The organism is Paenibacillus sp. FSL F4-0100 (genome assembly GCF_037993005.1).
GTDB lineage: Bacteria > Bacillota > Bacilli > Paenibacillales > Paenibacillaceae > Paenibacillus_AQ.
The window spans coordinates 3,343,170-3,365,077 of the sequence record NZ_CP150303.1 but is presented as its reverse complement, the minus strand read 5'-3'; the positions used below and the strand labels follow the sequence as shown (position 1 = coordinate 3,365,077).

The following is a 21,908-nucleotide window of genomic DNA, read 5'->3' as shown; positions in this document are numbered from 1 at the left end:
AATGTCTATTATAGATAAACTGAGTCTATAATGCAATTCTTATTTTGATTTACGAATCAAAAAAACTCAGCCCTTCGTAACCTGAACGGTTCCCGCAATTAATCGCTGAAGATCATGCATTCGATTGGGCGTAGCCAAGCTGGAATGGGTTAACATATCGCACAAGGCAACAAGATCCTCAAGCTTGGACAGGATTTTCCAATGATCATACAGAACCGCACCTTCCTCACGATATGCACGAACAAAGTTCTTTTCAAATACAGATCCATCGGGTTCGTATCGAAGCATATTGGCTATATCTACGTATCGGTTCCATGAAAAGGCGTCCTCCCAATCAAGCACTGCCGAGACCTCACAACCTTCAGGACCATGCCGCATTAATATATTTAAGCCATTATAGTCTGAGTGAACAAGCATAGGCGTATCTTCAATCTCCGACAATAAATGACTGTACGTTTGACTGAAGGACCATACCGATTGAGCTAGCTCTTCCCCGAGCCATTGGCCGCATAGATCCTGAAAGAGGCTTTGTTCAATAAATGCGAGAAACCGTTCCCCGTCCATCCTCATCGGATCCTGGACTTCCATGTCCCCATTGAAGAAACCGGATTCCGTAAATGTGTGTTTATGGATGTTGGCGAGAGTGCGTCCGGCAGAGGCTGCAGCGGCAACGAGATCCTGCTCGCTTCCGTCGCGCATCACGTCACGAAGAAGACCGCCTTCCTTCCACTCCATTATCGCCCATGGCTTATCGAATACGCCGCAGCTCATATCCGCATAGATATAATCGGCAACAGGAACGGTTTGGCGTACTCTTCGAATGATAGCAAGCTCTTTTTCGGCAATCTCCCGACCTTTCCTGAACAAGCGCAGCACATAAGGCTCTGCACTGCCTTCCAGACGAATTTTGTAGTTGGTATTGCTAAGTCCGGTACCGATCCGTTCCGCGGTTGCTACTTTTTTACCGGGGAATACGGGTGAAATGATGTCATGAATTTGTGTGATGTCTAGTTGCATCGGCGGCACTGCGCGTTCCCATCCTTCTTTCATCTCGATGCCCTCCTATTATAAAAATTTTAAAGTTGACATGCAGTAATGCCGTTACCTCTATTTATAGTTTACATATTCTAATGTGATATATGAAATTATCTTCACAGATAAGGAGAGTGATATAATGGCAGCTAGCTTTAAAAATAGTTCAACACCGCAAGGCGTATCGGTTATTACCTGTACCAATCGCCCTAATTATATTAAAAACTTGTTTCGTAATTTCACTAGACAATCGCACTCCAAGAAAGAGCTCGTTATCGTCATCAACGATAGTTCAATCGCCCTCTCTCCTTACCAACAACTGGCCAACAAGCATCGAAACATACAAGTTTACCGCATGCCCGAACATGTCACGCTGGGTGCGTGCCTAAATTACGCCGTGAGCAAAACGAGATACAGCATTATCGCCAAATTCGATGACGACGACTATTACGCCCCCCACTATTTGTCGGACAGCCTGAAGTCATTAAGAAGATCGAACGCCGATATTATAGGAAAACGCGCACATTATATGTATTTACAAGGCTCCAAAACTCTAATTCTACGTTTTCCTAACGATGAGAATCGCTCCGTAACCAAACTACCTGGTGCTACGCTCATGTTTAAAAAGAACGTCCATAACAAAGTACGATTCCCAAATCAAAACGTTGGTGAAGACGATCTATTTTGCATGAGAAGTAAGAGTAAGGGTTACAGGATCTATTCCGGTGATAAGTATCATTTCGCGGCAGTCCGAAGGAAAAATGTATCAAGCCATACGTGGGTCATCAGTGATAAAGAACTCACCAACAATCACCCTAAAGTTCCGTACGTAAAAGACTACAAAACATTCGTTCAACGGAAATCCGGAGGCGATCGAACTTGACGAGAACGTCAATTTCTCCATCACAGCCCACTGTTTCGATCATCACCGGTACCAAAAGAGCGGAATGCCTACACGATCTGTTAGAGAATTACACCAGACAGAATTACAGGCACAAAGAGTTAATCGTCATATTAAATCATAGCAGCCTGAAGATATCGGAATATCAAATGGCAGCCAAGCCATATCGCAACGTGAGAATATATAGTAAGCCTGAAGAATTATCGCTCGGCAGGTGCCTCAATTTTGGAGTAAAGGTCTCTAAGCACAGCGTCATTGCTAAGTTTGACGACGATGATTATTACGCTCCCGATTATCTGAAAGATAGCGTCCACCTCATGATCAAGACTCGTGCTGATATTGTAGGAAAAAGGGCTCACTTCATGCAGCTTGCCGGTCAAAAGGATCTTCTGTACCGTTACCCCAACATGGCCAATCAATGGGTTCCCCTTGTTCAAGGGGCGACCCTTCTAGTTAAACGGAACGTATTCAATCAGGTAGCATTTCCGAACCAAAACCGCAGCGAGTGCGTCAAATTTTGTGCTGATTGTATAACTCGTAACTTTAGAATATACTCTGGCAGTCCCTACCATTTCATAGCGAACCGGAGACAGAACTCCAAAAATCACACTTGGATCGTAAGTGATAAGAATCTATTTACTCAACACGTTAAAAGGCTGAAAGTAGACAACGCTAAGAAATTCGCGAGCAGAAGCTAGGCGCAGCATTCATATTATCCGATCGTTTGGCGATCAAGTTCTGGCATGTAGTTTGCATAACTGAATCAGAGGAATAGATAAGGGGGGTGTCCCAAAAGATCTTAGATCTTGCGGGAGGCCCCCTTTTTGCTGTTAGAAGACGCTCCATGTACGAATCGTACCTACCATCGCTGTTGCCCCCACATTTCTTGGAATGGTTCTGAGCAAGGACGAAATGTGGGAGCAAAGGCGAGCGCTGACGCTTGTCCGGAATCGATTCGTCCTCTCCGTTACGCCGTGCGGATTGCTTACTTTTAGACGCAAGAAACCGTTCTTTGGTAAAATGGAGGTGCGACCCAAACCATTTACGAAAGGAACGGTTTCTTTTGTACATTCAATTTACCTTGGACCAACTCGATCTGCCAATGGATTTGGAGGAAGATATCCTTAGGCACCATCTGGTTTCTGTTTAGGAGAGCCGTACGCCAAGAAACTAATTCTACTTTTGGGACGGCCCCCTTAATCATACAACGCGAATCGTACGTCTCATTTCACGTAAACACCGTAGTCCAATATGACATTCCCCTGTTCATCCGGCGTCATGAATCGGATATCGTGATAGCGTTCGAAGAACCACGGATTGTCGTCCATGATCCAGCCTTGTTCGGCGATTTTAGCCATACATGCGTTATGGGGTTCCATACCGAAAAGCTCACCATTATCCCTATTGCCGTACAACCAACAGATCCCCACATCGCCTTCCGCCAGGTCCGCATAATCAAACCCTACCGGCACTTCCGTGTGCTCCGGGAACAGCATCCCGATCCAATATTCAAACTGATTCCCGCTCATTCGCATGATACCGTAAGAAGAACCCTCAGATTCCGGCAGTGCGCCAAGCTTCCCGATCTCTTCGAACCAGCCATTGGCGGACCATTCATCCCATCGGTCCGCAAAGCTTCCGGCCGCATTCCGATGCTCATCGGAATACCGTTTGCCGATCAAGCGCGCTGACGGGATATGTTCTTTATATACCTTGGTTACTCCTGCTGTCACGATCCTCACCCTCCTGCTCATTTTTAGTTATGTACATTCTAATTGATTTCTCTCGCAAGCATGAGAATCCTGCAAAGGATGGACCATAAGCCCACATATTTCTAAAACAGATGCCAGTCTTTAGACATGGGAGTAGAAGCTTGGTTTGTTCAAATCGGATGAGAACGGGTATTTAAGATATTGTGTTGGAAGCACGTAATCATTTCTAATCTTGAATATCCAGGAGGCGACCGTGGCGGCTGTGCCACTTCCCGAAGCGGAAGTGAAAGAGAAAACGGGCTGGCTTGCTGACATGATTGAGGCTACAGCAGCCTTGGGTATCAAGCATAGGAAGGGAAGATATGCCCGTGCCAAAGCGGAAAAATGGATACAGTACCTCGTAGATGACGTGCGCAGTGGAGCAATAGATCCGCAACAGGGCAGCACCCTGCATACGATGTCCTGGCACCGCGATCTTAGGGGCGAGCTCCTGGACAAGGAAACCGCAGCGGTAGAAATCCTTAACATTCTTCGTCCCATCGTAGCGGTTGCCATTTACGTGTGCTTTACTGCTTTAGCTGTCATTCAGCAGCCCGAAGAACGTGAGAAATTGATGACGTCCGACGAGAAGCTGCTCAAGAATTTTGTTCAAGAAGTGCGGCGGTTCTACCCCTTCTTCCCCTTTGCGCCTGCGCGTGCACGGAAGGATTTTACCTGGGACGGATATGCATTCGATAAAGGTGTGCTCACAATCCTCGATTTATACGGAACGAACCATCATCCGGATCTATGGGATCAGCCGGGGCTGTTCAACCCGGATCGTTTCGACGATTGGAACGGGAGCCCCTTTAATTTCATCCCCCAAGGAGGCGGAGACCATCATATGGGACACCGCTGTGCCGGGGAGTGGATTACGCTCGAGATCATGAAGGAGAGCCTCGACTTTCTTGCGAACAAGATGAGTTATGAAGTGCCTGTACAGGACGCAAGCTTCAGCTTTCATAATATGCCGTCTCTTCCTCACAGCCGTATCGTCATCCGGAATGTCAAAGGACTGTAATAAGCCAAGTCCCATGCTATTTATTTCATCCCAGCACTCTTGTCAAATTTAAGCTTGTACACCACACCACCTACATGTCACAATAAACTAGAGACTGTTAGCATGGACCTATTCATCTACGTAGTTTCGCTTACAAGTTCTCTGCTGCCCCCTGCAACTACAGCGAGGTGGTCGCACAATCAACCTATTTTTGAATTGGAGGACCGTAATCATGAAAACGATGAAGCTTGGAACTAGTTCACTAGAAGTACCTGTTGTAGCCGTGGGTTGCATGCGTATAAATTCGCTGGAAAAAGCGGAAGCCGAGCGTTTTGTGTTATCCGCACTGGAGGAAGGCGCTAACTTCTTCGACCATGCCGACATCTATGGCGGCGGAGCTTGCGAGGAAATTTTTGCGGATGCTATACATATGAATGCAGAAGTCCGCGAGAAGATCATTCTGCAATCCAAATGCGGGATTCGTCCAGGCATGTTCGATTTCTCCAAAGAGCATATCTTGAATTCCGTCGATGGCATCCTGAAAAGACTCAAAACCGAGTATCTCGACGTACTCCTTCTTCACCGTCCGGATGCGTTAGTTGAGCCTGAAGAGGTGGCTGAAGCATTCGATCAACTCGAAAGCTCCGGTAAAGTGCGTCATTTCGGCGTATCCAACCAGAATCCGATGCAAATCCAGCTTCTGAAAAAAGCAGTGAAGCAGCCGCTCGTAGCCAACCAGCTGCAGCTTAGCATCACGAACACCACCATGATTCAAAGCGGAATCAACGTCAATATGGAAAATGATGCCGCAGTTAACCGTGATGGCAGCGTACTGGATTTCTGCCGACTTCACGACATTACGATTCAGCCTTGGTCGCCTTTCCAATACGGGTTCTTTGAAGGCGTGTTCCTTGGAAGCGACAAGTTCCCTGAACTTAATCAGAAGATCGATGAGATTGCGGAAAAATACAACGTAACCAACACGACGATTGCCATTGCATGGCTTCTTCGTCACCCTGCACACATGCAGCCGATTATCGGGACGATGAATATCAGTCGGTTGCAAGACTGTATTAAAGCCGGCGATGTAACGCTCACCCGCGAAGAATGGTATGCCATTTACCGTGCGGCAGGCAATATCCTTCCTTAATGGCCATTACTAAACAGCCTCCTATCGACTACGATAGGAGGCTGTTTCATTATAATGCCGCGTTGTTTGAGGATGACGAAGGTTTGCGCTTGTTCAGCGAGCTTAGACAAACTGGTATCATCACCAGCGACAGCAAACCTCCCGCAATCGAGAGTGTACCGTAACTGGTATGGGCAACCACCATACCGGATAAAGCGCCGCCCGATGCTCCCGCTAAAGCAATCAAGACGTCCACCGTTCCCTGCGTTCTGGCGCGGGCGGAAGGATGGGTTGCATCTATGATGAGTGCCGTTCCGCTGATGAAGCCAAGGTTCCAACCCAGACCCAGCAGAGCCAGCGCCGTTATGATCAGCGCCATGGATTCGTCAGGAGCCACAGCGGCTAGAATCCCGGAGCTCAGAAGCACGGCTCCGGAAGCGATTGACATGCTGATGCGGCCGATTTTGTCCACGAGGAAACCTGTGATTAACGAAGGCAGGTACATTGCTCCGATATGAATGCCTATCACCAAACCGACCGCACTCAGATCATGGCCGTGATGTTTCATATGGACGGGCGTCATGGTCATGATTGAGACCATGACCACCTGAGTCAATATCATCACGCAGGCTCCAACCATGATTCCCCGTTTGTTTCGTTCTGATCCGTTTACCGTTCCGGCCGAAAAATCACCGGAAATTTTAATGTTAGCTTCCTCAATCGCTTGGGCAATCGCATAGGGATCCGGACGCAGGAATACTAGCAGTATCAGGCCTGCCAGAATAAAAGCCACGGCCGCCAACATAAACGGTCCTGCCAATCCAGGAATCCCGAAGGATTCCGCAACGTTCCCCATAACCCCCACCAGATTCGGACCTGCAACGGCACCGAAGGTGGTGGAAACCATCGCCATGCTGACCGCTCCTGCCCGCTGTGAAGGTTTAGCCAAATCCGTGCCTGCATAACGAGCTTGCATATTCGTTGCGGTACCTGCACCGTATATCAACAACGAAGCGAACAGCAGATAAATATTTTGATAAACGGCAGCCAATATGACTCCGATCGCGGCAATACCGCCCGCCAGGAATCCGGCAGCCAAACCCGGCCCTCTTCCATATCGCTGGGTAAGCCGGCCAATATACCAGGCCCCCAGTGCGGAACCGACCGTTATAAGAGCAACCGGGATTCCTGCATATCCGTCCGTCTTGAGCATATCCTGTGCCAAAAGCGCACCGACCGTCAATCCTGCGGCCAGACCAGCCCCACCGAATATTTGCGAGAGGATCACAACGATGAGGGTCTTCTTATACAGCTTGTTTTGCAAGTCGGGCGAATCTATGTAAGATTGAATATGAGACAGCCGCTTTGTGTTGGTTTCAGTAATATCCTGTTCATGGGACATGGACATTCTCCTTTCATGTGCTACCAAACAGAATACCATAGACTATCTTACAGTAAGAAGAAATTTTCATTTCGCTTCCTTATACAGGATTTGCTAACTAAACGGCAATCTGCCGTACGTTGACCCAAAACACGGACAGCCTATCATCAGAGCTTCGCAATGCTCTGTCCTGCCTGTCTCCCCGTGAACAGGCAGCCTCCCAGAAACGTTCCTTCCAATGCACGGTATCCATGAACGCCTCCCCCTCCGAATCCCGCTGCTTCTCCAGCCGCGTAGAGTCCGGGAACCGGCTCGCCGTTTGCATTCAGTACCCGCCCGGATAGATCCGTCTGCAGCCCGCCCAACGTTTTTCGGCTAAGAATATGTAAGCGTACCGCGATCAAAGGACCGTGGGCCGGATCAAGAAATTTATGCGGTTTGGCTACGCGTATCAGCCGATCGCCGATGTAATTCCTTGCTCCCCGAAGCGCCGTAATCTGCAGATCCTTGGTGAATGCATGATCCATCTCGCGGTCTCTTGCGGCCAACTGACGCTCAATGTCCACCCGCTTGATCAGATCGCTGCCTGTCAGTTTATTCATACCGTCCACAAGCTCGGGCAGGGAATCGGCAACAACAAAATCCTCCCCATGATCCAGGAATGCTTGCACCGGCCCCGGGATACCCGAACCTGCTCTGCCTAACACTTTGCGGATGCTCTTTCCGGTCAAATCCGGGTTTTGCTCTGATCCGGACAAGGCGAATTCCTTCTCTATCACTTTTCTGGTGAGAATGAACCAGGAATAATCAAAGCCTGTATCCTGAATGGCTTTCAGGGTTCCCAGCGTATCGAAGCCCGGGAAATTCGGGGCAGAGAGCCTTTGCCCTTTGGCATCAAGCCAAACAGAAGAAGGACCCGGCAGTATCCGGATGCCGTGCTGTGACCACACCGGGCTCCAATTCTTAATCCCTTCCGTGTAGTGCCACATCGGGTCTCTATTGACGACCCGCCCGCCTGCTTGCTCCGTAATTCCCAGCATCCGTCCATCCACATGTGCGGGAACGCCAGAGAGCATCGATTGGGGAGGCTTCCCGAGCCGAGACGGCCAATGCTGTCGGATCAGCTCATGGTTGGCGCCGATTCCTCCGCTGGAGACAACGACGGCCTCTGCAAAAAATTCATAGTCGCCGACCACTTCCCGCGTGCTTGCTTCGCCACGACAAGCCGAACTCGGAGCAAGGACTGAACCCCTTACGCCTGTCACAGCACCATCCCGCGTAATAAGTTCATCCACTTGGTGACGGGAGCGATAATCAACCATTCCTGAACGTATGGCGTCTCTGACCCTGGACTCGAATGGTTGTACGACTCCAGGACCTGTGCCCCACACAATATGAAAGCGTGGCACGGAATTGCCATGACCCTCCGCGAGATATCCGCCGCGTTCGGCCCAGCCTACAACCGGAAAGAACCGAACCCCTAACGAATGAAGCCATGCCCGCTTCTCGCCGGCCGCAAAATCGACATAGGCCTCTGCCCATTTCCGCCCCCATCGATCCTCGTCATCCTCCCGATCGAAACCAGCGGCTCCCAGCCAGTCCTGCCACGCCAGTTCACGGGAATCCTTGATGCCCAGTCTTCTCTGCTCGGGCGAATCAACAAGGAATAACCCGCCAAAAGACCACCATGCCTGCCCGCCCAGCGAACTTTCCGGTTCCTGATCAAGCAGTAGCACCCGCTTGCCGGCCTCGGCCATCTCCGCGGTTGCCACCAGACCGGATAAGCCTGCTCCCACCACGATTACGTCATATTTCATATGTGCCACCCCCATTTTTTTCAGAAATAAACAAGCAAAAACTACGACACTCTGGCAATATCATGACTGGTTGTGTAAACATGATATTCTCCGATGTGTAAGCGTTTCCCTCTTACTACGAATTGGAATCGTGGAACCTCATGCCGCATTCATATAGTGTATGCCTTCCCTGTGCCACAAACATGTTTAACACCAAAATAAAAGTGAACCCCGAGTGGATAAGGGTTCACTTTTTTTGTCAGCGTATCTGTATTTCGTTCCAATGTACTAAACGATGCTCATGCTTCGTCATCCATCGTCCTCACACCTGCATAAGCTTTATCCTGTTCGTTCCTCCGCCTCCGAAGCCAGCTTCAGGAGCTGATCCCTCACTCGCACAACTTCACCGATGATCAGAAGCGCCGGATTCTTCACGTTCATAAGAAGGGCATTCTTGTGGATGGTTCCGAGCGTTCCCGTGATGGTTCGCTTCTCTGCCCGTGTCCCCTGTTCAACGATAGCAACGGGAGTTGACGGCGGCTTGCCATGAGCGAGCATCTCCTTGCAGATGTCGTCCATTCTGCTGACGCCCATGTACACCACAAGCGTATCCACACTGTAAGCCAGCAAGTCCCACCTCACGCTTCGTTCGTTTCCATGGCAGCTCGTTCCGCTGACAAAAGCTACCGAAGTGCTAGCTCCACGGTGGGTCAGAGGTATCCCTGTGGAGGAGGCTGCGCCCAAAGCCGAGGTAACGCCGGGCACGATCTCGAAGGGAATGCCTCGCGCAGCCAATTCGCACGCCTCTTCGCCACCTCGTCCGAAGATCAGCGGATCGCCTCCCTTGAGCCTTACGACATGATGACCGGTACGGGCATAAGTCACCATGTTCTCGTTAATTTTCTCCTGCGGAAGGGAATGGCTGCCGGGTGCCTTACCGCAGAATACGAGCAAAGCATCCTTCTTCGCGTAACTCAGCAGCTCATCGTTTACCAGTCGATCGTACATAATGACGTCCGCTTCCTGAATACGCCGGAGGGCTTTCAGCGTGACCAGCTCCGGATCTCCCGGACCTGCGCCAACAATATACACCATGCCCGGCCTCATCGTCTTTTATCGACCGGAACCGCCGTCTCATCCATAACCCTTAGTCCATGCTGGGTCTTCGCTATCGGTTTAACCTCGCTGCGCTTTCCGAATCCATATTGGGATAAGTACAATATCGCCCCGGTAAATACCGCTCCGCCAATAAAATTACCTATGAGAACGGGGATTTGGTTCCAGAGCCACCAATCGGCCATGCTGACATCCGCCCCGAGCATCATGCCCGCCGGAATCACAAACATATTAACCACGGCATGCTCGAATCCTTGACCGAAGAAGATCAGGATGGGCAGCCACATCGCAACGATTTTTCCTATCGTTGAGCTTGACGTAAACGCCATGACAACGCCTAACGTCACCATCCAGTTGCAGAGCATAGCCTTGATCATCACCAGCAGCATGCCGTTCATGCCCAGCTCCTTATAGCCGAGTGTCTTCGTCTCGCTCGTGTCGATGATCATCTGAACAAGCGGATGGCTCATATCCGTCCCCATCTTGGTCACGGTAAGAGCATAGAGCCCCCCATAAATCAGACAGCCTATCACATGTCCGAGAATAACCCATCCATAATTCGCAAGCATGGAAGCACTTGAAGCCTTCTTTTGCAGGACGGCTAATGGCAAGAGTGCAAAGCTTCCAGTTACCAACTCTAAGCCCAGAAGTACAATCATCACAAAGCCAACCGGAAATAGGAGTGCGCCCACCATCGGGATATTCGTTTGGTTTGAAGCGGTAAAAGCTAGCGTGGTGGCACACGCCAGGATGGCGCCTGACAACAAGCCGCGGATGAGCATCTGCGAAGTCTTCAGCCGGGCTTTCGCAGCACCGGCCTCGATCATGTCATTCATTACCTGATTCGGTTTCACATAATCCATATCGTGCACCCTCTCTTATGCGTTAAGCCGTACGATCCTGCAGGTAAATCGCGCCGCTCACCGGGTCAACTTCTACCTGATAGGTGTTTACATTGCCCGTATCCGGCTCTTGAACCTGCCCGCTGCATAAGTCGATCTTCCAATCATGCAGCGGACAATGCACCTGCTTCCCGCACACCATTCCCTCCGAAAGCTTGCCTCCTTTATGCGGGCACTTGTTCTCCACGGCCAGAATATCCCCATCCGATAAACGGAACAGCGCGATTTCCGTTCCACCGACCTCAATGGTCCTTGAGCCCTTATGATCAATTTCGTTCACATATCCTACCTGAAGTTTCGTCATTTTGGATTCCCCCTATTTCGTCACAGGTTCAGCATCAGGCAAAGGCACGAAGTTTTTACGAAGCCCGCTGTCCGACGTAATTTCCTTCCACGGATCCTTCTGCTTGCTTAAAGCCAGCTTTATTCTCGAGAAGAGCGCGACGCGGTCCTCCTTCTTCTCTAATGCTTTTTTCACATGGTCCAAGCTTACTCGCTCGATCCAAACCGATGTCCGCTCATTCCACTGCGCGTTTTCCCGATAGTATTGGATAAATGCCCCGGCCCATTCGAGCACCTCATCTTCCGTCTTCACGATGCATAATAACTCCGTTGCCCGAACATGAACGCCTCCATTACCGCCGACGTGCAGTTCCCATCCGCCATCAATCGCTACGACTCCAAAATCCTTGATGGTCGCTTCTGCACAATTTCTAGGACATCCGGAAACCGCGAGTTTCACTTTAGCCGGGGTGCACAGCCGCTCAAACTCTTTCTCCAAGCGCACACCCAGGCCTATGGAATCCTGGGTGCCGAATCGGCAAAACGTGGACCCCACGCAAGTTTTAACGGTACGGAGGGCTTTACCGTAAGCATAACCGGAAGGCATATCCAGCTCCTCCCACATCTTCGGCAGATCCTCCTTCTTAACGCCAAGCAAGTCGATCCGTTGTCCGCCTGTAATCTTAACCATCGGGACATCGAATTTTTCCGCAATCTCTGCAATTTTCTTTAACTCCGAAGGCGACGTCACCCCGCCATATATTCTGGGAACAACGGAATAGGTGCCATCCTTCTGAATGTTGGCATGGTATCGCTCGTTCGTGAAGCGGGATTCCTTCTCATCCACGTAGGATTCCGGAAACAGCATGCCCAAATAGTAGTTCAAGGATGGCCGGCATTTAGAACATCCCTCCGGATTGTCCCATCCCAGCACATTCATCACTTCTTTGACGGTTCCAAGTCCAAGACGGGTTATCTCGCTGATAATTTCATCCCGTCCTAGCGATGTACACCCGCATACCCCTTCTTTCACGGGCTTCCCTGCTGCATCTCCGGCGTATAACTGAACCAGTCCCTCAACGAGCGGTTTGCAGCCGCCGCAGGATCCCGATGCTTTTGTACAAGCTTTAACGGAAGCAACGGTGTTGCAATTTTTCGTAAGAATAGCATCTTTTATCGCTTCTTTCGATACGCCGTTACAGCCGCAAATGATCTCATCATCCGCCAACTGAGCCAGCCGCTGTTCCGTCGATACGGTACCGGCATGACCCGTGAAGCCTAACAGAAACTCCTTCTCTCGGCCCTTGATTGACTCGCCGCTTTTCATAAGTGAGAACAGCTTTGGTCCATCCCCCGTATCGCCGAACATAACGGCTCCGATAAGCCGGTCTTCGCGGATCACGATTTTTTTGTATACTCCATCAACTTCATCTTGATATCGCATCGATCTTGTTCCTTCCGAGTCTGTAAAATGACCTGCCGAGAACACATCCACGCCGGATACCTTTAGTTTCGTTGACGTTACGGAACCGGCGTATCCACTCGTCTCCACACCCGCCAGATGCTTGGCAAGAACTGCTCCCTGTTCGTATAGTGGTGACACAAGACCATAAGCGATTCCGCGATGCTCAGCGCATTCGCCCACCGCATAGATACCGGGGATATTCGTCTCCATATAGTCGTTAACCATGATTCCGCGATGCACTTCAACCCCTGAGGACTGTGCCAAGGAAACGTTCGGCTTAATCCCGACGGCCATCACGATCAGATCGGTATCGACACGGCTCCCGTCCGTAAAATGGAGTGCCTTCACCCGCTTCCGCCCTGAGATGGATTCCGAATTTTTACTCAGTAGAAATTTCATTCCTTGGGTTTCAAGTTCACGCTGCAGCATTCTGGCCGCCGTTTCGTCCAATTGCCGTTCCATAAGATAGGGGTTAAGGTGAACCACGGATACATCCATGCCCAAATGCAGAAGCCCTCTAGCAGCTTCCAGACCCAGCAGACCCCCGCCGATAACCGCCGCCTTCTTGTATTGCTGCGATGTCTTCACCATCGTTTCACAGTCCTTGATATCCCGGAATGCGATAACGCCTTCCTTGTCGGCACCAGGCAAAGGCAGCATAAATGGATTGGAACCGGTGGCTATAATCAATACATCATAGTCAGCAACAGTTCCTTGATCGGAAAAGACTTGACGATTCTGGGTGTCGATCCGTGTCACCGTATGACCCGCATATAACTGGATCCGATTCTCCTTATACCAATCCCAATCATTGATGATGATTTCCTTCATATCGGTACCACCTGCCAGGACAGATGACAGCATGATGCGGTTGTAGTTTGGATGAGGCTCCGATCCGAATATCGTAATCTCATAAGCGTCAGGCGCAAGCTTAATTAAATGCTCAATTGCCCGTACCCCTGCCATACCATTCCCGATCATGACTAACTTCTTTTTTGTCATGGTTTTCGCTCCCCTCCGTCTAACACCTTAGAATGTACTTGTTCATGCATCAGAAGCCTTAAAGAAATTAAAATAGCCTGCATTCGCTCCAGTAGAGTAGGCACACTCTTACCAGGAACGAAAGCAGGCTTCTTTGCCGCTAATGGATACACCGTTGTATCCGGGAAATCTAAAGTTCTTGAGGGAAATATACACTACACTCAAACTCATTGTCAACATATTTGACATTAAATATAGAAATTTTATTAAGTGTCGACATTCACCTGTGATTTATGTTATATAATTTAACATAAAATCTGCTTTGTGCTATCAGCTTAAACTCTGACAGGATATCATTTATGTTATGAAAGGAGCGTCAATCCATGCGTTCATTGCTGGTTATTCACCATCCGGTCCCTGCATCAGAGCGAAGTGGCACAGATGCCAAGGCGCTTCTTCCGGAGTTTATCCTTCGTTCATATGGCTACAAGGTCCACCTTGCCTGCAGTGAGAAGCAAGCGCTGGCCGAAATCATGGAAGCAGACGGAACGATTCTCCACCTCCCGGTTGCCGCAATCAAATCGTGGTTCAGCGCCCTCGATCAGCAAAAACGCGTTCCGGTTCTGTGGTGGTGCAGCGATCATGCCGCTTCACAATCTCTCGAAGCATGTGAGGATGATGTTACAGTTGATGGACTTTTATTTCCCACTATGAAAGAGCATGAGCTGCATTGGACGCTGCATTTTAGTTCCAAGCATTTTTACGAACGAGAGCAGTGGCATAATGAAAGAACGCAGCTCCTTGCCCGTATTGAAGAGCGAAAATGGATTGATATGGCCAAAGGCATTCTATGCAAGATGAAAAATATTTCGGAATCCGAAGCATACGATGTCCTGCGCAGACAGGCGATGAATGAAAGAAAAAGAATGGTGGATGTCGCAACCTCGATCGTTAAGTTCTATCAATTGCTCCAGGAGACCGGTTCAGGAGGTGCAAAAAAATCATGATCCACTTATTAAAAGAAGTCGGTCGCGGCAAACGAGGCGCGCGTGACCTGACTTACGAGGAAGCGCTGCAGGCTGCAGAATCGATTCTCGGATTGCAGGCAACCCCTGCACAGATCGGTGCCTTTTTCATTGCGGAACGCATCAAAATGGAAAGTGTGGAAGAATTGGAGGCATTCGTGAAGGTTGGCCGTGAATATGCGGACCGTTCGTTTGTACATGAGGGTGTAGACTGCGCAGGACCTTATGATGGCAGAAAGTCCTCCTTTTTCTCTACGTTAGCCACCTCGTTTGTGCTGGCTGCTGCTGATCTGCCTGTCACTCTGCACGGGAGTGCATCACTGCCCCCGAAATGGGGGATCACATTGTCGGATATACTCGCGGCCAAGGGAATAACCGGACCGTTACTGGCAAAGGAATCATCCATCCGCGCTGCCCGTCAATCGGGCGTATTATATGTACATGCTGAAGACTGGTGTCCCCCGCTTAAGCATCTTCGCCCGATCCGGGAGGAGCTGGGTATGCGGACCGTACTCAACACGGCCGAAAAGTTTGTGAATTACTCCCATTCCCCGTTCCTTACCTTCGGTGTGTACCATAACACGGTCTTTGACCGTTTAAGCCGGTTAATCACGAAACTCGGATATCGGAAGGCGATCATCATTCAGGGCTGTGAAGGCTCGGATGAACTGTTCATTCACCGGCCCTCGCGGACTTACCGAGTTGAGAACGGTGAAGCCAACCTCCAGATCATCGATCCAGAAACGTATGGACTCGATACGCCCGTCCCGGACATAAGCTGGACCCCCTCCGAACAAGCTAACGTTACCGAGCAGGTTCTGCAGGGTAAGGGGGACATCGCTTTTGTCTACCAGGTTCTGCTGAATGGAGCCGTTCGCTTACACTTGGCGGATAAGGTCAGATCCGTCGAGGAAGGGATCTATACTTGCAAGGCTCTGCTGGACTCGGGTAAACCGTGGGAGCTGTATGGGAAGTGGCTGAGCTTGCTTTTGGAACCCATCCCGAATGATGGTTGGACCCTGCCAACCGTCAGACATGTTTTGCATTGAACTGAAGAAACCCGCACCAGTAAGCGGTGCGGGTTTCTTTTTCGTTACCTATTATACCCCAAATCCAAATCCGAAAGCAGAAAGGATGATGACCAGGAGAATAAAGAGAACCAGTACTGCTCCAACAGATGATCCGTATCCTCCGCCACCGTATCCAGCAACTTCACCCATTGTTCCAACCTCCTTTACTTTTCCGAACACAACATCCTATGCTCGTCATATCAAAGAGCGTAGACTCTAGAGGAAAAAATAAAAACAGACAGGAAATGGGTCAACATGAATCCGGATTCTTAAGGCGAAATCTTATTTTGCAATCATTTTCTTGGCATAGTTCAGTACATCCGATTTTGCGCTCTCCGCCCAAATGCTGTACCGAATCTGCTGCTCTTCATCCACCCAATCCAAGTGATCCCTTCCCTTGGAGTCGGCTGTGTAGACACATTCTACTCCGTTAATTACAATATTTTCCTTTTTCTCGTTCGGTTTCTCATATGGCACAGGCGTTCCGCCCAGCGGCAGTTCAGGAACAATATAACTCGCTATGACTTTAAGATTTACTTTTCCCTTATCAAAATTCAGGATCGCCACGGATGCTTCATTCGCCTTCATGATGTCGGAGTAAACGAATTTCTCGCCGTTTGCGGCCTTCTCCTTCAATTCCTGGTCCAGCTTCTCGTACAAGTCTGACGTTCTTTCAGGACTCTTTAAGTACAAAATCGCGTTCTGTAATGAATAACTCTTCGGCAAGCCAGCAGGAATGGTTAGCGTTGGAGCGTTCATGGCCTTCGCCTTTGCCACATAGTCCGCATACTTGGTATAGGCAAAACCTTTAGACGTAAAATAGATTTCATCTAGACGGTTATATTCCTGGTCCGCAACATAATAGGCAACCATCTGTCCTGCCTTAAGTTTGTCACTCAACTCGTTGATACGATCATCAAACGAAACGGATGCATTCTCCGGTATGGCAGAAGAAACCGCTGCTGTCATCTGTGGAACAGATGTACTTGCATTACTTGCTGCGTAAACATTCGCGGATCCGACCATCATCGTTGCTGCGAGAAATAATGCGACTTTCATCTTGTTTTTCATCATGATAAAATGTGTGCTCCTTTCGGCGGTAAGGCCTTTAAAGTTATTTTTAAATACATCTCGTATAACACCTTGCCGACAACAAAAGGGACATTTATCCAAAAAAAAGTAGAAATCTTTTTATTCCGAAACAAGACCGGCTGCAATCTTCGCAAATTCATCCTTGGACAGCGGATCCTTTGGATCATCCGTAAGTATATACAGTACCTCTTCACTGTCGCTTAGCCAAGTCAAGCTGCGCGATGGGCTTGTGGGACTGGCTGACAAAATCATTTCTTTTCCTTTCACCGTCAATTTCACGGCTTGGTTTGTGGGCACCCCAGCTTTTGAGCCCTTCTCTCGTGCAAAGGCTACAATCTTGATCCGATTTTCGCCTTTACGATATTCCATTCCTGTAGAGGCAATATCGGACCAAGGAACAATCTTATAGAACAGTCCCTGTTCTTCATCCGACTTCTCAGCCTGCGCTTTGAGTTCATCCGCAAGAATTTTATACTCCGGCGTATTCCATACGGGCGTGTTCCTTATTTGAATCTGTCCAAAATCAAATCGATACCCATCCGGTACATAATCAGGTTCTTGAAGCACAGGAGCACCCTTCTCCTCGATTTCTTTTGCGAGTTCCTGATAATTTGAATGCTTAGTCAACATATAAAAATAATTCAATGGCTGCTCTTTGACCAGTGGTGTCATATGCAGGTCCTTGATATAATATACAGCCTGTTCTCCCGGCTTTAACTTCTTTCTCAACTCTTCTTCCGACTCTTTTACACGTTTGGCATTATATTCCGATTCAGAGTATTTCCATGGCTTCATGGTAGACAGAATGACTTCGCCTTCCTTGTTCTTGATCTGAATAAAGTATTGGCTTGCGTAAACGCTAATTGACGAAAGAATCAAAACCGCAGTGAGTGTCGCTGCAATAAAGGTTTTTTTACGATTCCCGTAATTTCTCCCCTGTTTACTCTGGTGGATTTGCCTCACCTTATGCATGATAGCGGAGGTCACGTCCACCTCTTCTTCCACGGAGTGCAATTCCATGCTTCTCAGAATTCGATCTTGCTCCGGCTTTCCCGAATCTCGCATAACTCCGTCCCCTCCTTCTCCTGAATCAGCTTGATGACTTTCTGTTTCATTCGAGCATACTTTTTCTTCACTGCACTAAGATTCTTATCCAGAATCTGTGCGATCTCCGTGAACGGTTTATCTTCGAAAACCCGCAGCACGAGCAGATTCCGCTCTTCCACCGAGAGCTTCGTCATGGCATATTCCAGCGGTTCGCTGAACCATCTGCGCTCGAGTGTCTGTTCCACGCTATCAGCATAACCTGCTGGTTTGATTAGACGGCTCACTCGCATGCGAACCTGTCTCTTGCGAAGCAGATTAAGGCAATGGTGATAGGCAATCTTGTATAACCATGATGAGAACGAAACCTTCGCTTCATAGGTATGAAGCTTGGTGAACGCTTTGATGAAGATATCCTGGACGGCATCCTGCGCGTCCTGCTTGCAGCCGAGCATCCGGCAGCAATAGATGTAGATCTGTTTTTTGTACGTTTCAACGATAGGCTCGAAACAATCCACCTCACCGGCCTTAACGCGCCTCACGCACTCCTCTATCGAATCCAATTCGAAGACGCACCTCCGCGTAAATCTTATTTACGTTTGTATAACACCTCTTCCGCCAAAAAAGGGACACCCGTAACATAAATAAAAAAACAACTCATACCTCAAGTATGAATTGTTTTGATGCAATGTCGATCTTTTCTTTTATCAGAAACGAGATCTTCGAGCATCTTGATTATCCCACATCTCGCTTATATACCTGAGGGCATATACTCTTGCCATAAAATATATTTTTAATTATATATCTTATCATCTAAGATGAAATCACAGAAGTCAATGGATAAGGATGAAGAGCTCTCGACCCATAATGCAGTACAAATAAAAGGAGGTTATATGCAATGTCCAACAACCAGGAGAATCACAAGGTACTAGAAGAGCAGGAAGGTCGCATCATTAGACAAACGATTTCCGATATGGAATCTGCATTTAATCAACATACCGCCGATGCCTTGGATCGTCACTTTACCCAAGACTCCACTTGGGTCAATGTTATGGGGGAGATGCTCTCAGGCTGGGAGCAAATAAATAACGCACATAAAGTTGTTTTAAAGGGGCCGCTTCTTCATTCATACGCAAAGTATTTCGTTGAGAAACTTGTATTCTTACGCCAGGATGTGGCCATCGCGCATATACGACAGTATCCGGCTACATCGAAGGGGGAACTCATCGAAGACGGACAAGGAAGCCTGGCAATCTATGTGATGGTCAAGGACCAAGACACATGGCTCCTTGCTGCGGGTCAGAATACTTTAATCCATTCGCACCGTAATGGATGATCCCAATAAGATTGAGTCTATCATCCAAGCAACTTAAACATTATTTCCCATGTTAAAACCCGGGTTCCCGATCATAGGATCGGGGGACCTGGGCATCATCTATTTTTAAATATCGGCTTAAACGGCCAAACCGTTCCTTAGCTTCGTGAAAACAGCATTCGCCAACCTATGAAGACTTACTGCTTTTCTATACCCGCGATGATTCAAACTGAAAGATCAACTTCTCATTGTCGTCCCTCGTAGCAACAAATTCCTGCACGCGCGAGTCCGAAACATAGTTGTTCATCGTCTTTCTCCAGAATGCCTGCGCCCGCTTATTGCGATCTGTGGCATTCGTCTGGACTTCCCAGCTTCCGGCATGCTTGTCGAACACTTGTGATGCAGCATTCTCCGCAACATGTTTGCCTCGGAAAGGTTTCATAACAAAAAACTCATTCATGTAAAATTCACTGCCATATGTATATGGCGGGGTTGCTACCAGAGCAAATCCTGCCGGGATGCCATCCACTCGAATCAGGTAAGGAAACAAAATCGAGGGCTTCTCCCACCATATATCAAATACTTGGATCTGGTCATTCAAGGTTCTTGTGTCATCATCCTCATAGACGCCATATCGATTCGGCTTCCATCCCCATATCCCTGATAAATCATGCAAATACAGCGGATATATATTATTAATGATAAATTTGGTGGAAGTATCGGTTAGCTCCACGGTAACTTTCATAGGTTCTCCTCCGTCCTAGACATAATCCAAACTCTTGAAATACTGCATTTTGCTATCTATAAAGCCTTCATCAATGTCGGCAATCCCTACAAACTCCGAATCTTGAAAACATAGTCCAAAGAGCCAAAACTGCCGAATGGCAACAAAAAAAGGAACCGCAGCAAGATCATTTTCGCTGAGAGATCTGACACTACCATATCCTCTCAGAAAGGTCTCCCATAATCCTTCCACTTCCTCCGGATCATGCCCGCTATGTATCTCTCTGGCCAGCCTAAACTCGGCAATATCGTAAGCTCTCCAGCCGTAACCGCATAAATCAAAATCATAATGGGTCAGCTTTCCGTCCTCTGCAAATGCGGCATTCGTATTTCCATGAAGATCTCCGTGGCATACGCCCCAATCTAACCCTTTAACCTTGAATTCCGAGATTCGTTTCTTTAGTTGCGTTGCCAGTTCACCTAGGTAGTTGTAATCCGTCAACCGATGCTCCATATAGGGTCCGATGATGGATACAGGTCGATCTATAAGAAACTCCATATCCAACTGTTCCCTTGCATGACGACTTTCAAAATGCGCTGCCGCCTTATGCATATGGCCAATAGATTCACCGAATCGATAACTGTCCGCTGCGGCGAGAATCGGCCTTTCGTGCCCTTCCGCATATTGAAATAGGACCCCGTATCGTATTCCCTCCATGACGTCAAACCCTCTAAGGTATGCGCCGTCTTTTCCCGGAATTGGCTCTGACACGCTGATCCCGTTCGCACCGAGAAATCGCAGCAATTCCAACTCAAACTCGATGTCAGAAAGGCTTCTTCGATCAGCCCTATAGATTCGGAAGATATACTTATCAACATCCGTTTCTACTTCGTATGTATCGTTCATGCCCCGCAGAAAATACTGAATTTTCACAACGGAACCGACCTCATAATGATGTTGGATATGTAACCCTACCGCTTGTTTAGACAGAAGCGAGTATGTGACAGGAAATAAACTCAATTCCAATCCCTCCTTGCACTCAAGAGTATCATCCTCGACAAACTCTTACATATAGGCTGTATGATTATAACTATTTTTTATATAAAGCGCGGTATGTCGTAATCACAAAAAAAGCAATAAGCTCTGTCTTCTTTCAGACAGGCTTACTGCTTAAAATCATTTAGTCTTCAATCATGATTTGCTTGTAAATCCCATAAGCTCTTTCACATGCAGAGTATTTTCCAAAGATGTCAGCTTTTCCAGCAAAGTGAAAGCCACATCAAAAGCCGTTGCCGGGTTACATGAAGTGATCATGTTCCCATCAACAACGATCTGTTCTTCCATGACATGGGCACCGAATTCCCGCAGCTGCGATTTTCTGATACTGGTTGGGTGATCATAAGTCGTGGCTTTTCGTCCCTCCAGCACGCCGGCTTTGCCAAGCGTAAGGGCTGCAACGCAAATTGTAGCTATCCACTTGCCTTGCGCATGAAATTCCTGAATGATCCTGGAGAACCTGGAGTCATATGCATCGTTATAAAAACCCGCTTCCTCGAACCCGCCAGGAATCGCCAGAGCATCGTAATCCTCCACCTTAACCGAGTCCAGCGTGACCTCAGGAATGACGGTAAAGTTCCATGTGCATTTCAACCTGTCATGCAGCCCCGCTGTCACAACCTGAGTGGTCCCGTCGCCCTCCAGCTTGTTCCACCCCAGTACATCGGTAAATACACTCGCTTCCACAGCTTCAAATCCATCCGCCAACAGCAAAAGTCATAAGCCAACCTCCCCCGTCCTTGTTGCACTATATGATCTTAAGAGATATCCCGATCTATCGGATTGTGTTCTATCTTAATCTATACTTCTCTCTAAATTCAACTGAAAACAAATAAATAACAAAAA

At 48.4% G+C, this 21,908-nt stretch carries 22 protein-coding genes; 7 read left to right on the top strand and 15 right to left on the bottom strand.

Features of this window, described 5'->3' with window-relative positions; genetic code table 11:
- Positions 1-66: 66 nt before the first annotated feature.
- Positions 67-1,050, bottom strand: a complete 984-nt coding sequence (locus MHH48_RS15335) for an aminoglycoside phosphotransferase family protein (RefSeq protein ID WP_076326094.1) — start codon at positions 1,048-1,050, stop codon at positions 67-69.
- A gap of 124 nt (positions 1,051-1,174) precedes the next feature.
- Between MHH48_RS15335 and MHH48_RS15330 the strand changes: the two genes are divergently transcribed.
- A complete protein-coding gene (locus MHH48_RS15330; protein WP_076326093.1) occupies positions 1,175-1,915 on the top strand; it encodes a glycosyltransferase family 2 protein in 741 nt (246 codons plus the stop codon).
- On the top strand, positions 1,912-2,631 hold the full coding sequence (locus MHH48_RS15325; RefSeq protein WP_076326092.1) for a glycosyltransferase: 720 nt from the start codon (positions 1,912-1,914) through the stop codon (positions 2,629-2,631). The genes MHH48_RS15330 and MHH48_RS15325 overlap by 4 nt, the downstream gene beginning before the upstream one ends.
- A gap of 525 nt (positions 2,632-3,156) precedes the next feature.
- Here MHH48_RS15325 and MHH48_RS15320 read toward each other — a convergent pair.
- Positions 3,157-3,666 (bottom strand): AraC family transcriptional regulator, encoded by a 510-nt coding sequence (locus MHH48_RS15320; RefSeq protein WP_076326091.1) that lies wholly within the window; start codon positions 3,664-3,666, stop codon positions 3,157-3,159.
- A gap of 232 nt (positions 3,667-3,898) precedes the next feature.
- Between MHH48_RS15320 and MHH48_RS15315 the strand changes: the two genes are divergently transcribed.
- Both MHH48_RS15315 and MHH48_RS15310 read left to right on the top strand, forming a co-directional pair.
- A complete protein-coding gene (locus MHH48_RS15315; protein WP_256720833.1) occupies positions 3,899-4,705 on the top strand; it encodes a cytochrome P450 in 807 nt (268 codons plus the stop codon).
- A 211-nt stretch (positions 4,706-4,916) separates the two neighbouring features.
- On the top strand, positions 4,917-5,834 hold the full coding sequence (locus MHH48_RS15310; protein WP_076326090.1) for an aldo/keto reductase family oxidoreductase: 918 nt from the start codon (positions 4,917-4,919) through the stop codon (positions 5,832-5,834).
- Positions 5,835-5,883: 49 nt separating this feature from the next.
- Here MHH48_RS15310 and MHH48_RS15305 read toward each other — a convergent pair whose 3' ends face one another.
- The 6 genes from MHH48_RS15305 to nirB all read right to left on the bottom strand — a co-directional run bounded on the left by MHH48_RS15305 (position 5,884) and on the right by nirB (position 13,757).
- Positions 5,884-7,215: an MFS transporter gene (locus MHH48_RS15305; RefSeq protein WP_076326089.1), complete on the bottom strand. Its 1,332-nt coding sequence runs from the start codon at positions 7,213-7,215 to the stop codon at positions 5,884-5,886.
- A 146-nt stretch (positions 7,216-7,361) separates the two neighbouring features.
- Positions 7,362-9,011 (bottom strand): FAD-binding dehydrogenase, encoded by a 1,650-nt coding sequence (locus tag MHH48_RS15300; RefSeq protein ID WP_076326088.1) that lies wholly within the window; start codon positions 9,009-9,011, stop codon positions 7,362-7,364.
- Positions 9,012-9,329: 318 nt separating this feature from the next.
- A complete protein-coding gene (gene cobA, locus MHH48_RS15295) occupies positions 9,330-10,085 on the bottom strand; it encodes a uroporphyrinogen-III C-methyltransferase (RefSeq protein ID WP_256720831.1) in 756 nt (251 codons plus the stop codon).
- Positions 10,086-10,093: 8 nt separating this feature from the next.
- Positions 10,094-10,969 (bottom strand): formate/nitrite transporter family protein, encoded by an 876-nt coding sequence (locus tag MHH48_RS15290; protein ID WP_076326086.1) that lies wholly within the window; start codon positions 10,967-10,969, stop codon positions 10,094-10,096.
- Between the two features lie 22 nt (positions 10,970-10,991).
- Positions 10,992-11,312 carry a nitrite reductase small subunit NirD gene (gene nirD / locus MHH48_RS15285; protein ID WP_076326085.1) on the bottom strand — a complete coding sequence of 107 codons (321 nt, stop codon included), beginning with the start codon at positions 11,310-11,312 and terminating at the stop codon, positions 10,992-10,994.
- Positions 11,313-11,324: 12 nt separating this feature from the next.
- Entirely contained in the window at positions 11,325-13,757 is a 2,433-nt protein-coding gene (gene nirB, locus MHH48_RS15280; protein ID WP_076326084.1) for a nitrite reductase large subunit NirB, read from the bottom strand.
- Between the two features lie 362 nt (positions 13,758-14,119).
- Between nirB and MHH48_RS15275 the strand changes: the two genes are divergently transcribed.
- Both MHH48_RS15275 and MHH48_RS15270 read left to right on the top strand, forming a co-directional pair.
- Complete coding sequence (locus MHH48_RS15275) at positions 14,120-14,743, top strand: ANTAR domain-containing protein (protein WP_076326083.1); 624 nt, start codon at positions 14,120-14,122, stop codon at positions 14,741-14,743.
- Positions 14,740-15,810, top strand: a complete 1,071-nt coding sequence (locus MHH48_RS15270; RefSeq protein ID WP_076326082.1) for an anthranilate phosphoribosyltransferase — start codon at positions 14,740-14,742, stop codon at positions 15,808-15,810. Before MHH48_RS15275 ends, MHH48_RS15270 begins: the two co-directional genes overlap by 4 nt.
- A 51-nt stretch (positions 15,811-15,861) precedes the next feature.
- Here the strand turns inward: MHH48_RS15270 and MHH48_RS15265 are convergent, their stop codons facing one another.
- The 4 genes from MHH48_RS15265 to MHH48_RS15250 all read right to left on the bottom strand — a co-directional run bounded on the left by MHH48_RS15265 (position 15,862) and on the right by MHH48_RS15250 (position 18,509).
- The gene (locus tag MHH48_RS15265) at positions 15,862-15,981 is read right to left on the bottom strand and encodes a YjcZ family sporulation protein (protein WP_256720830.1); all 120 of its coding nucleotides are present in this window, start codon (positions 15,979-15,981) and stop codon (positions 15,862-15,864) included.
- 132 nt (positions 15,982-16,113) lie between these two features.
- Positions 16,114-16,905: a hypothetical protein gene (locus MHH48_RS15260; protein ID WP_076326081.1), complete on the bottom strand. Its 792-nt coding sequence runs from the start codon at positions 16,903-16,905 to the stop codon at positions 16,114-16,116.
- 117 nt (positions 16,906-17,022) lie between these two features.
- A complete protein-coding gene (locus MHH48_RS15255) occupies positions 17,023-17,988 on the bottom strand; it encodes a hypothetical protein (protein ID WP_256720829.1) in 966 nt (321 codons plus the stop codon).
- Positions 17,949-18,509, bottom strand: coding sequence for an RNA polymerase sigma factor (locus MHH48_RS15250; protein WP_256720828.1), 561 nt, complete (start codon positions 18,507-18,509; stop codon positions 17,949-17,951). Before MHH48_RS15250 ends, MHH48_RS15255 begins: the two co-directional genes overlap by 40 nt.
- A 356-nt stretch (positions 18,510-18,865) precedes the next feature.
- On the opposite strand from MHH48_RS15250, the gene MHH48_RS15245 reads away from it, so the two are divergent.
- Positions 18,866-19,303: an SgcJ/EcaC family oxidoreductase gene (locus tag MHH48_RS15245; RefSeq protein ID WP_076326079.1), complete on the top strand. Its 438-nt coding sequence runs from the start codon at positions 18,866-18,868 to the stop codon at positions 19,301-19,303.
- A gap of 187 nt (positions 19,304-19,490) precedes the next feature.
- On the opposite strand, the gene MHH48_RS15240 is transcribed toward MHH48_RS15245, so the two are convergent.
- The 3 genes from MHH48_RS15240 to MHH48_RS15230 all read right to left on the bottom strand — a co-directional run bounded on the left by MHH48_RS15240 (position 19,491) and on the right by MHH48_RS15230 (position 21,776).
- The gene (locus tag MHH48_RS15240) at positions 19,491-20,027 is read right to left on the bottom strand and encodes a GNAT family N-acetyltransferase (protein ID WP_076326078.1); all 537 of its coding nucleotides are present in this window, start codon (positions 20,025-20,027) and stop codon (positions 19,491-19,493) included.
- 15 nt (positions 20,028-20,042) lie between these two features.
- Positions 20,043-21,026 (bottom strand): phosphotransferase, encoded by a 984-nt coding sequence (locus MHH48_RS15235; RefSeq protein WP_076326077.1) that lies wholly within the window; start codon positions 21,024-21,026, stop codon positions 20,043-20,045.
- A 171-nt stretch (positions 21,027-21,197) separates the two neighbouring features.
- Positions 21,198-21,776 (bottom strand): DJ-1/PfpI family protein, encoded by a 579-nt coding sequence (locus MHH48_RS15230; protein ID WP_076326076.1) that lies wholly within the window; start codon positions 21,774-21,776, stop codon positions 21,198-21,200.
- Positions 21,777-21,908 lie beyond the last annotated feature (132 nt).

Excerpts from the sequence above, each read along its gene's own strand:
- MHH48_RS15335 (WP_076326094.1), bottom strand. The coding sequence starts at position 1,050 with ATGAAAGAAGGATGGGAACGCGCAGTGCCGCCGATGCAACTAGACATC.
- MHH48_RS15330 (WP_076326093.1), top strand. The coding sequence starts at position 1,175 with ATGGCAGCTAGCTTTAAAAATAGTTCAACACCGCAAGGCGTATCGGTT.
- MHH48_RS15310 (WP_076326090.1), top strand. The coding sequence starts at position 4,917 with ATGAAAACGATGAAGCTTGGAACTAGTTCACTAGAAGTACCTGTTGTA.
- MHH48_RS15305 (WP_076326089.1), bottom strand. The coding sequence starts at position 7,215 with ATGTCCCATGAACAGGATATTACTGAAACCAACACAAAGCGGCTGTCT.
- MHH48_RS15300 (WP_076326088.1), bottom strand. The coding sequence starts at position 9,011 with ATGAAATATGACGTAATCGTGGTGGGAGCAGGCTTATCCGGTCTGGTG.
- cobA (WP_256720831.1), bottom strand. The coding sequence starts at position 10,085 with ATGGTGTATATTGTTGGCGCAGGTCCGGGAGATCCGGAGCTGGTCACG.
- MHH48_RS15290 (WP_076326086.1), bottom strand. The coding sequence starts at position 10,969 with ATGGATTATGTGAAACCGAATCAGGTAATGAATGACATGATCGAGGCC.
- nirD (WP_076326085.1), bottom strand. The coding sequence starts at position 11,312 with ATGACGAAACTTCAGGTAGGATATGTGAACGAAATTGATCATAAGGGC.
- nirB (WP_076326084.1), bottom strand. The coding sequence starts at position 13,757 with ATGACAAAAAAGAAGTTAGTCATGATCGGGAATGGTATGGCAGGGGTA.
- MHH48_RS15275 (WP_076326083.1), top strand. The coding sequence starts at position 14,120 with ATGCGTTCATTGCTGGTTATTCACCATCCGGTCCCTGCATCAGAGCGA.
- MHH48_RS15270 (WP_076326082.1), top strand. The coding sequence starts at position 14,740 with ATGATCCACTTATTAAAAGAAGTCGGTCGCGGCAAACGAGGCGCGCGT.
- MHH48_RS15265 (WP_256720830.1), bottom strand. The coding sequence starts at position 15,981 with ATGGGTGAAGTTGCTGGATACGGTGGCGGAGGATACGGATCATCTGTT.
- MHH48_RS15260 (WP_076326081.1), bottom strand. The coding sequence starts at position 16,905 with ATGATGAAAAACAAGATGAAAGTCGCATTATTTCTCGCAGCAACGATG.
- MHH48_RS15255 (WP_256720829.1), bottom strand. The coding sequence starts at position 17,988 with ATGCGAGATTCGGGAAAGCCGGAGCAAGATCGAATTCTGAGAAGCATG.
- MHH48_RS15245 (WP_076326079.1), top strand. The coding sequence starts at position 18,866 with ATGTCCAACAACCAGGAGAATCACAAGGTACTAGAAGAGCAGGAAGGT.
- MHH48_RS15240 (WP_076326078.1), bottom strand. The coding sequence starts at position 20,027 with ATGAAAGTTACCGTGGAGCTAACCGATACTTCCACCAAATTTATCATT.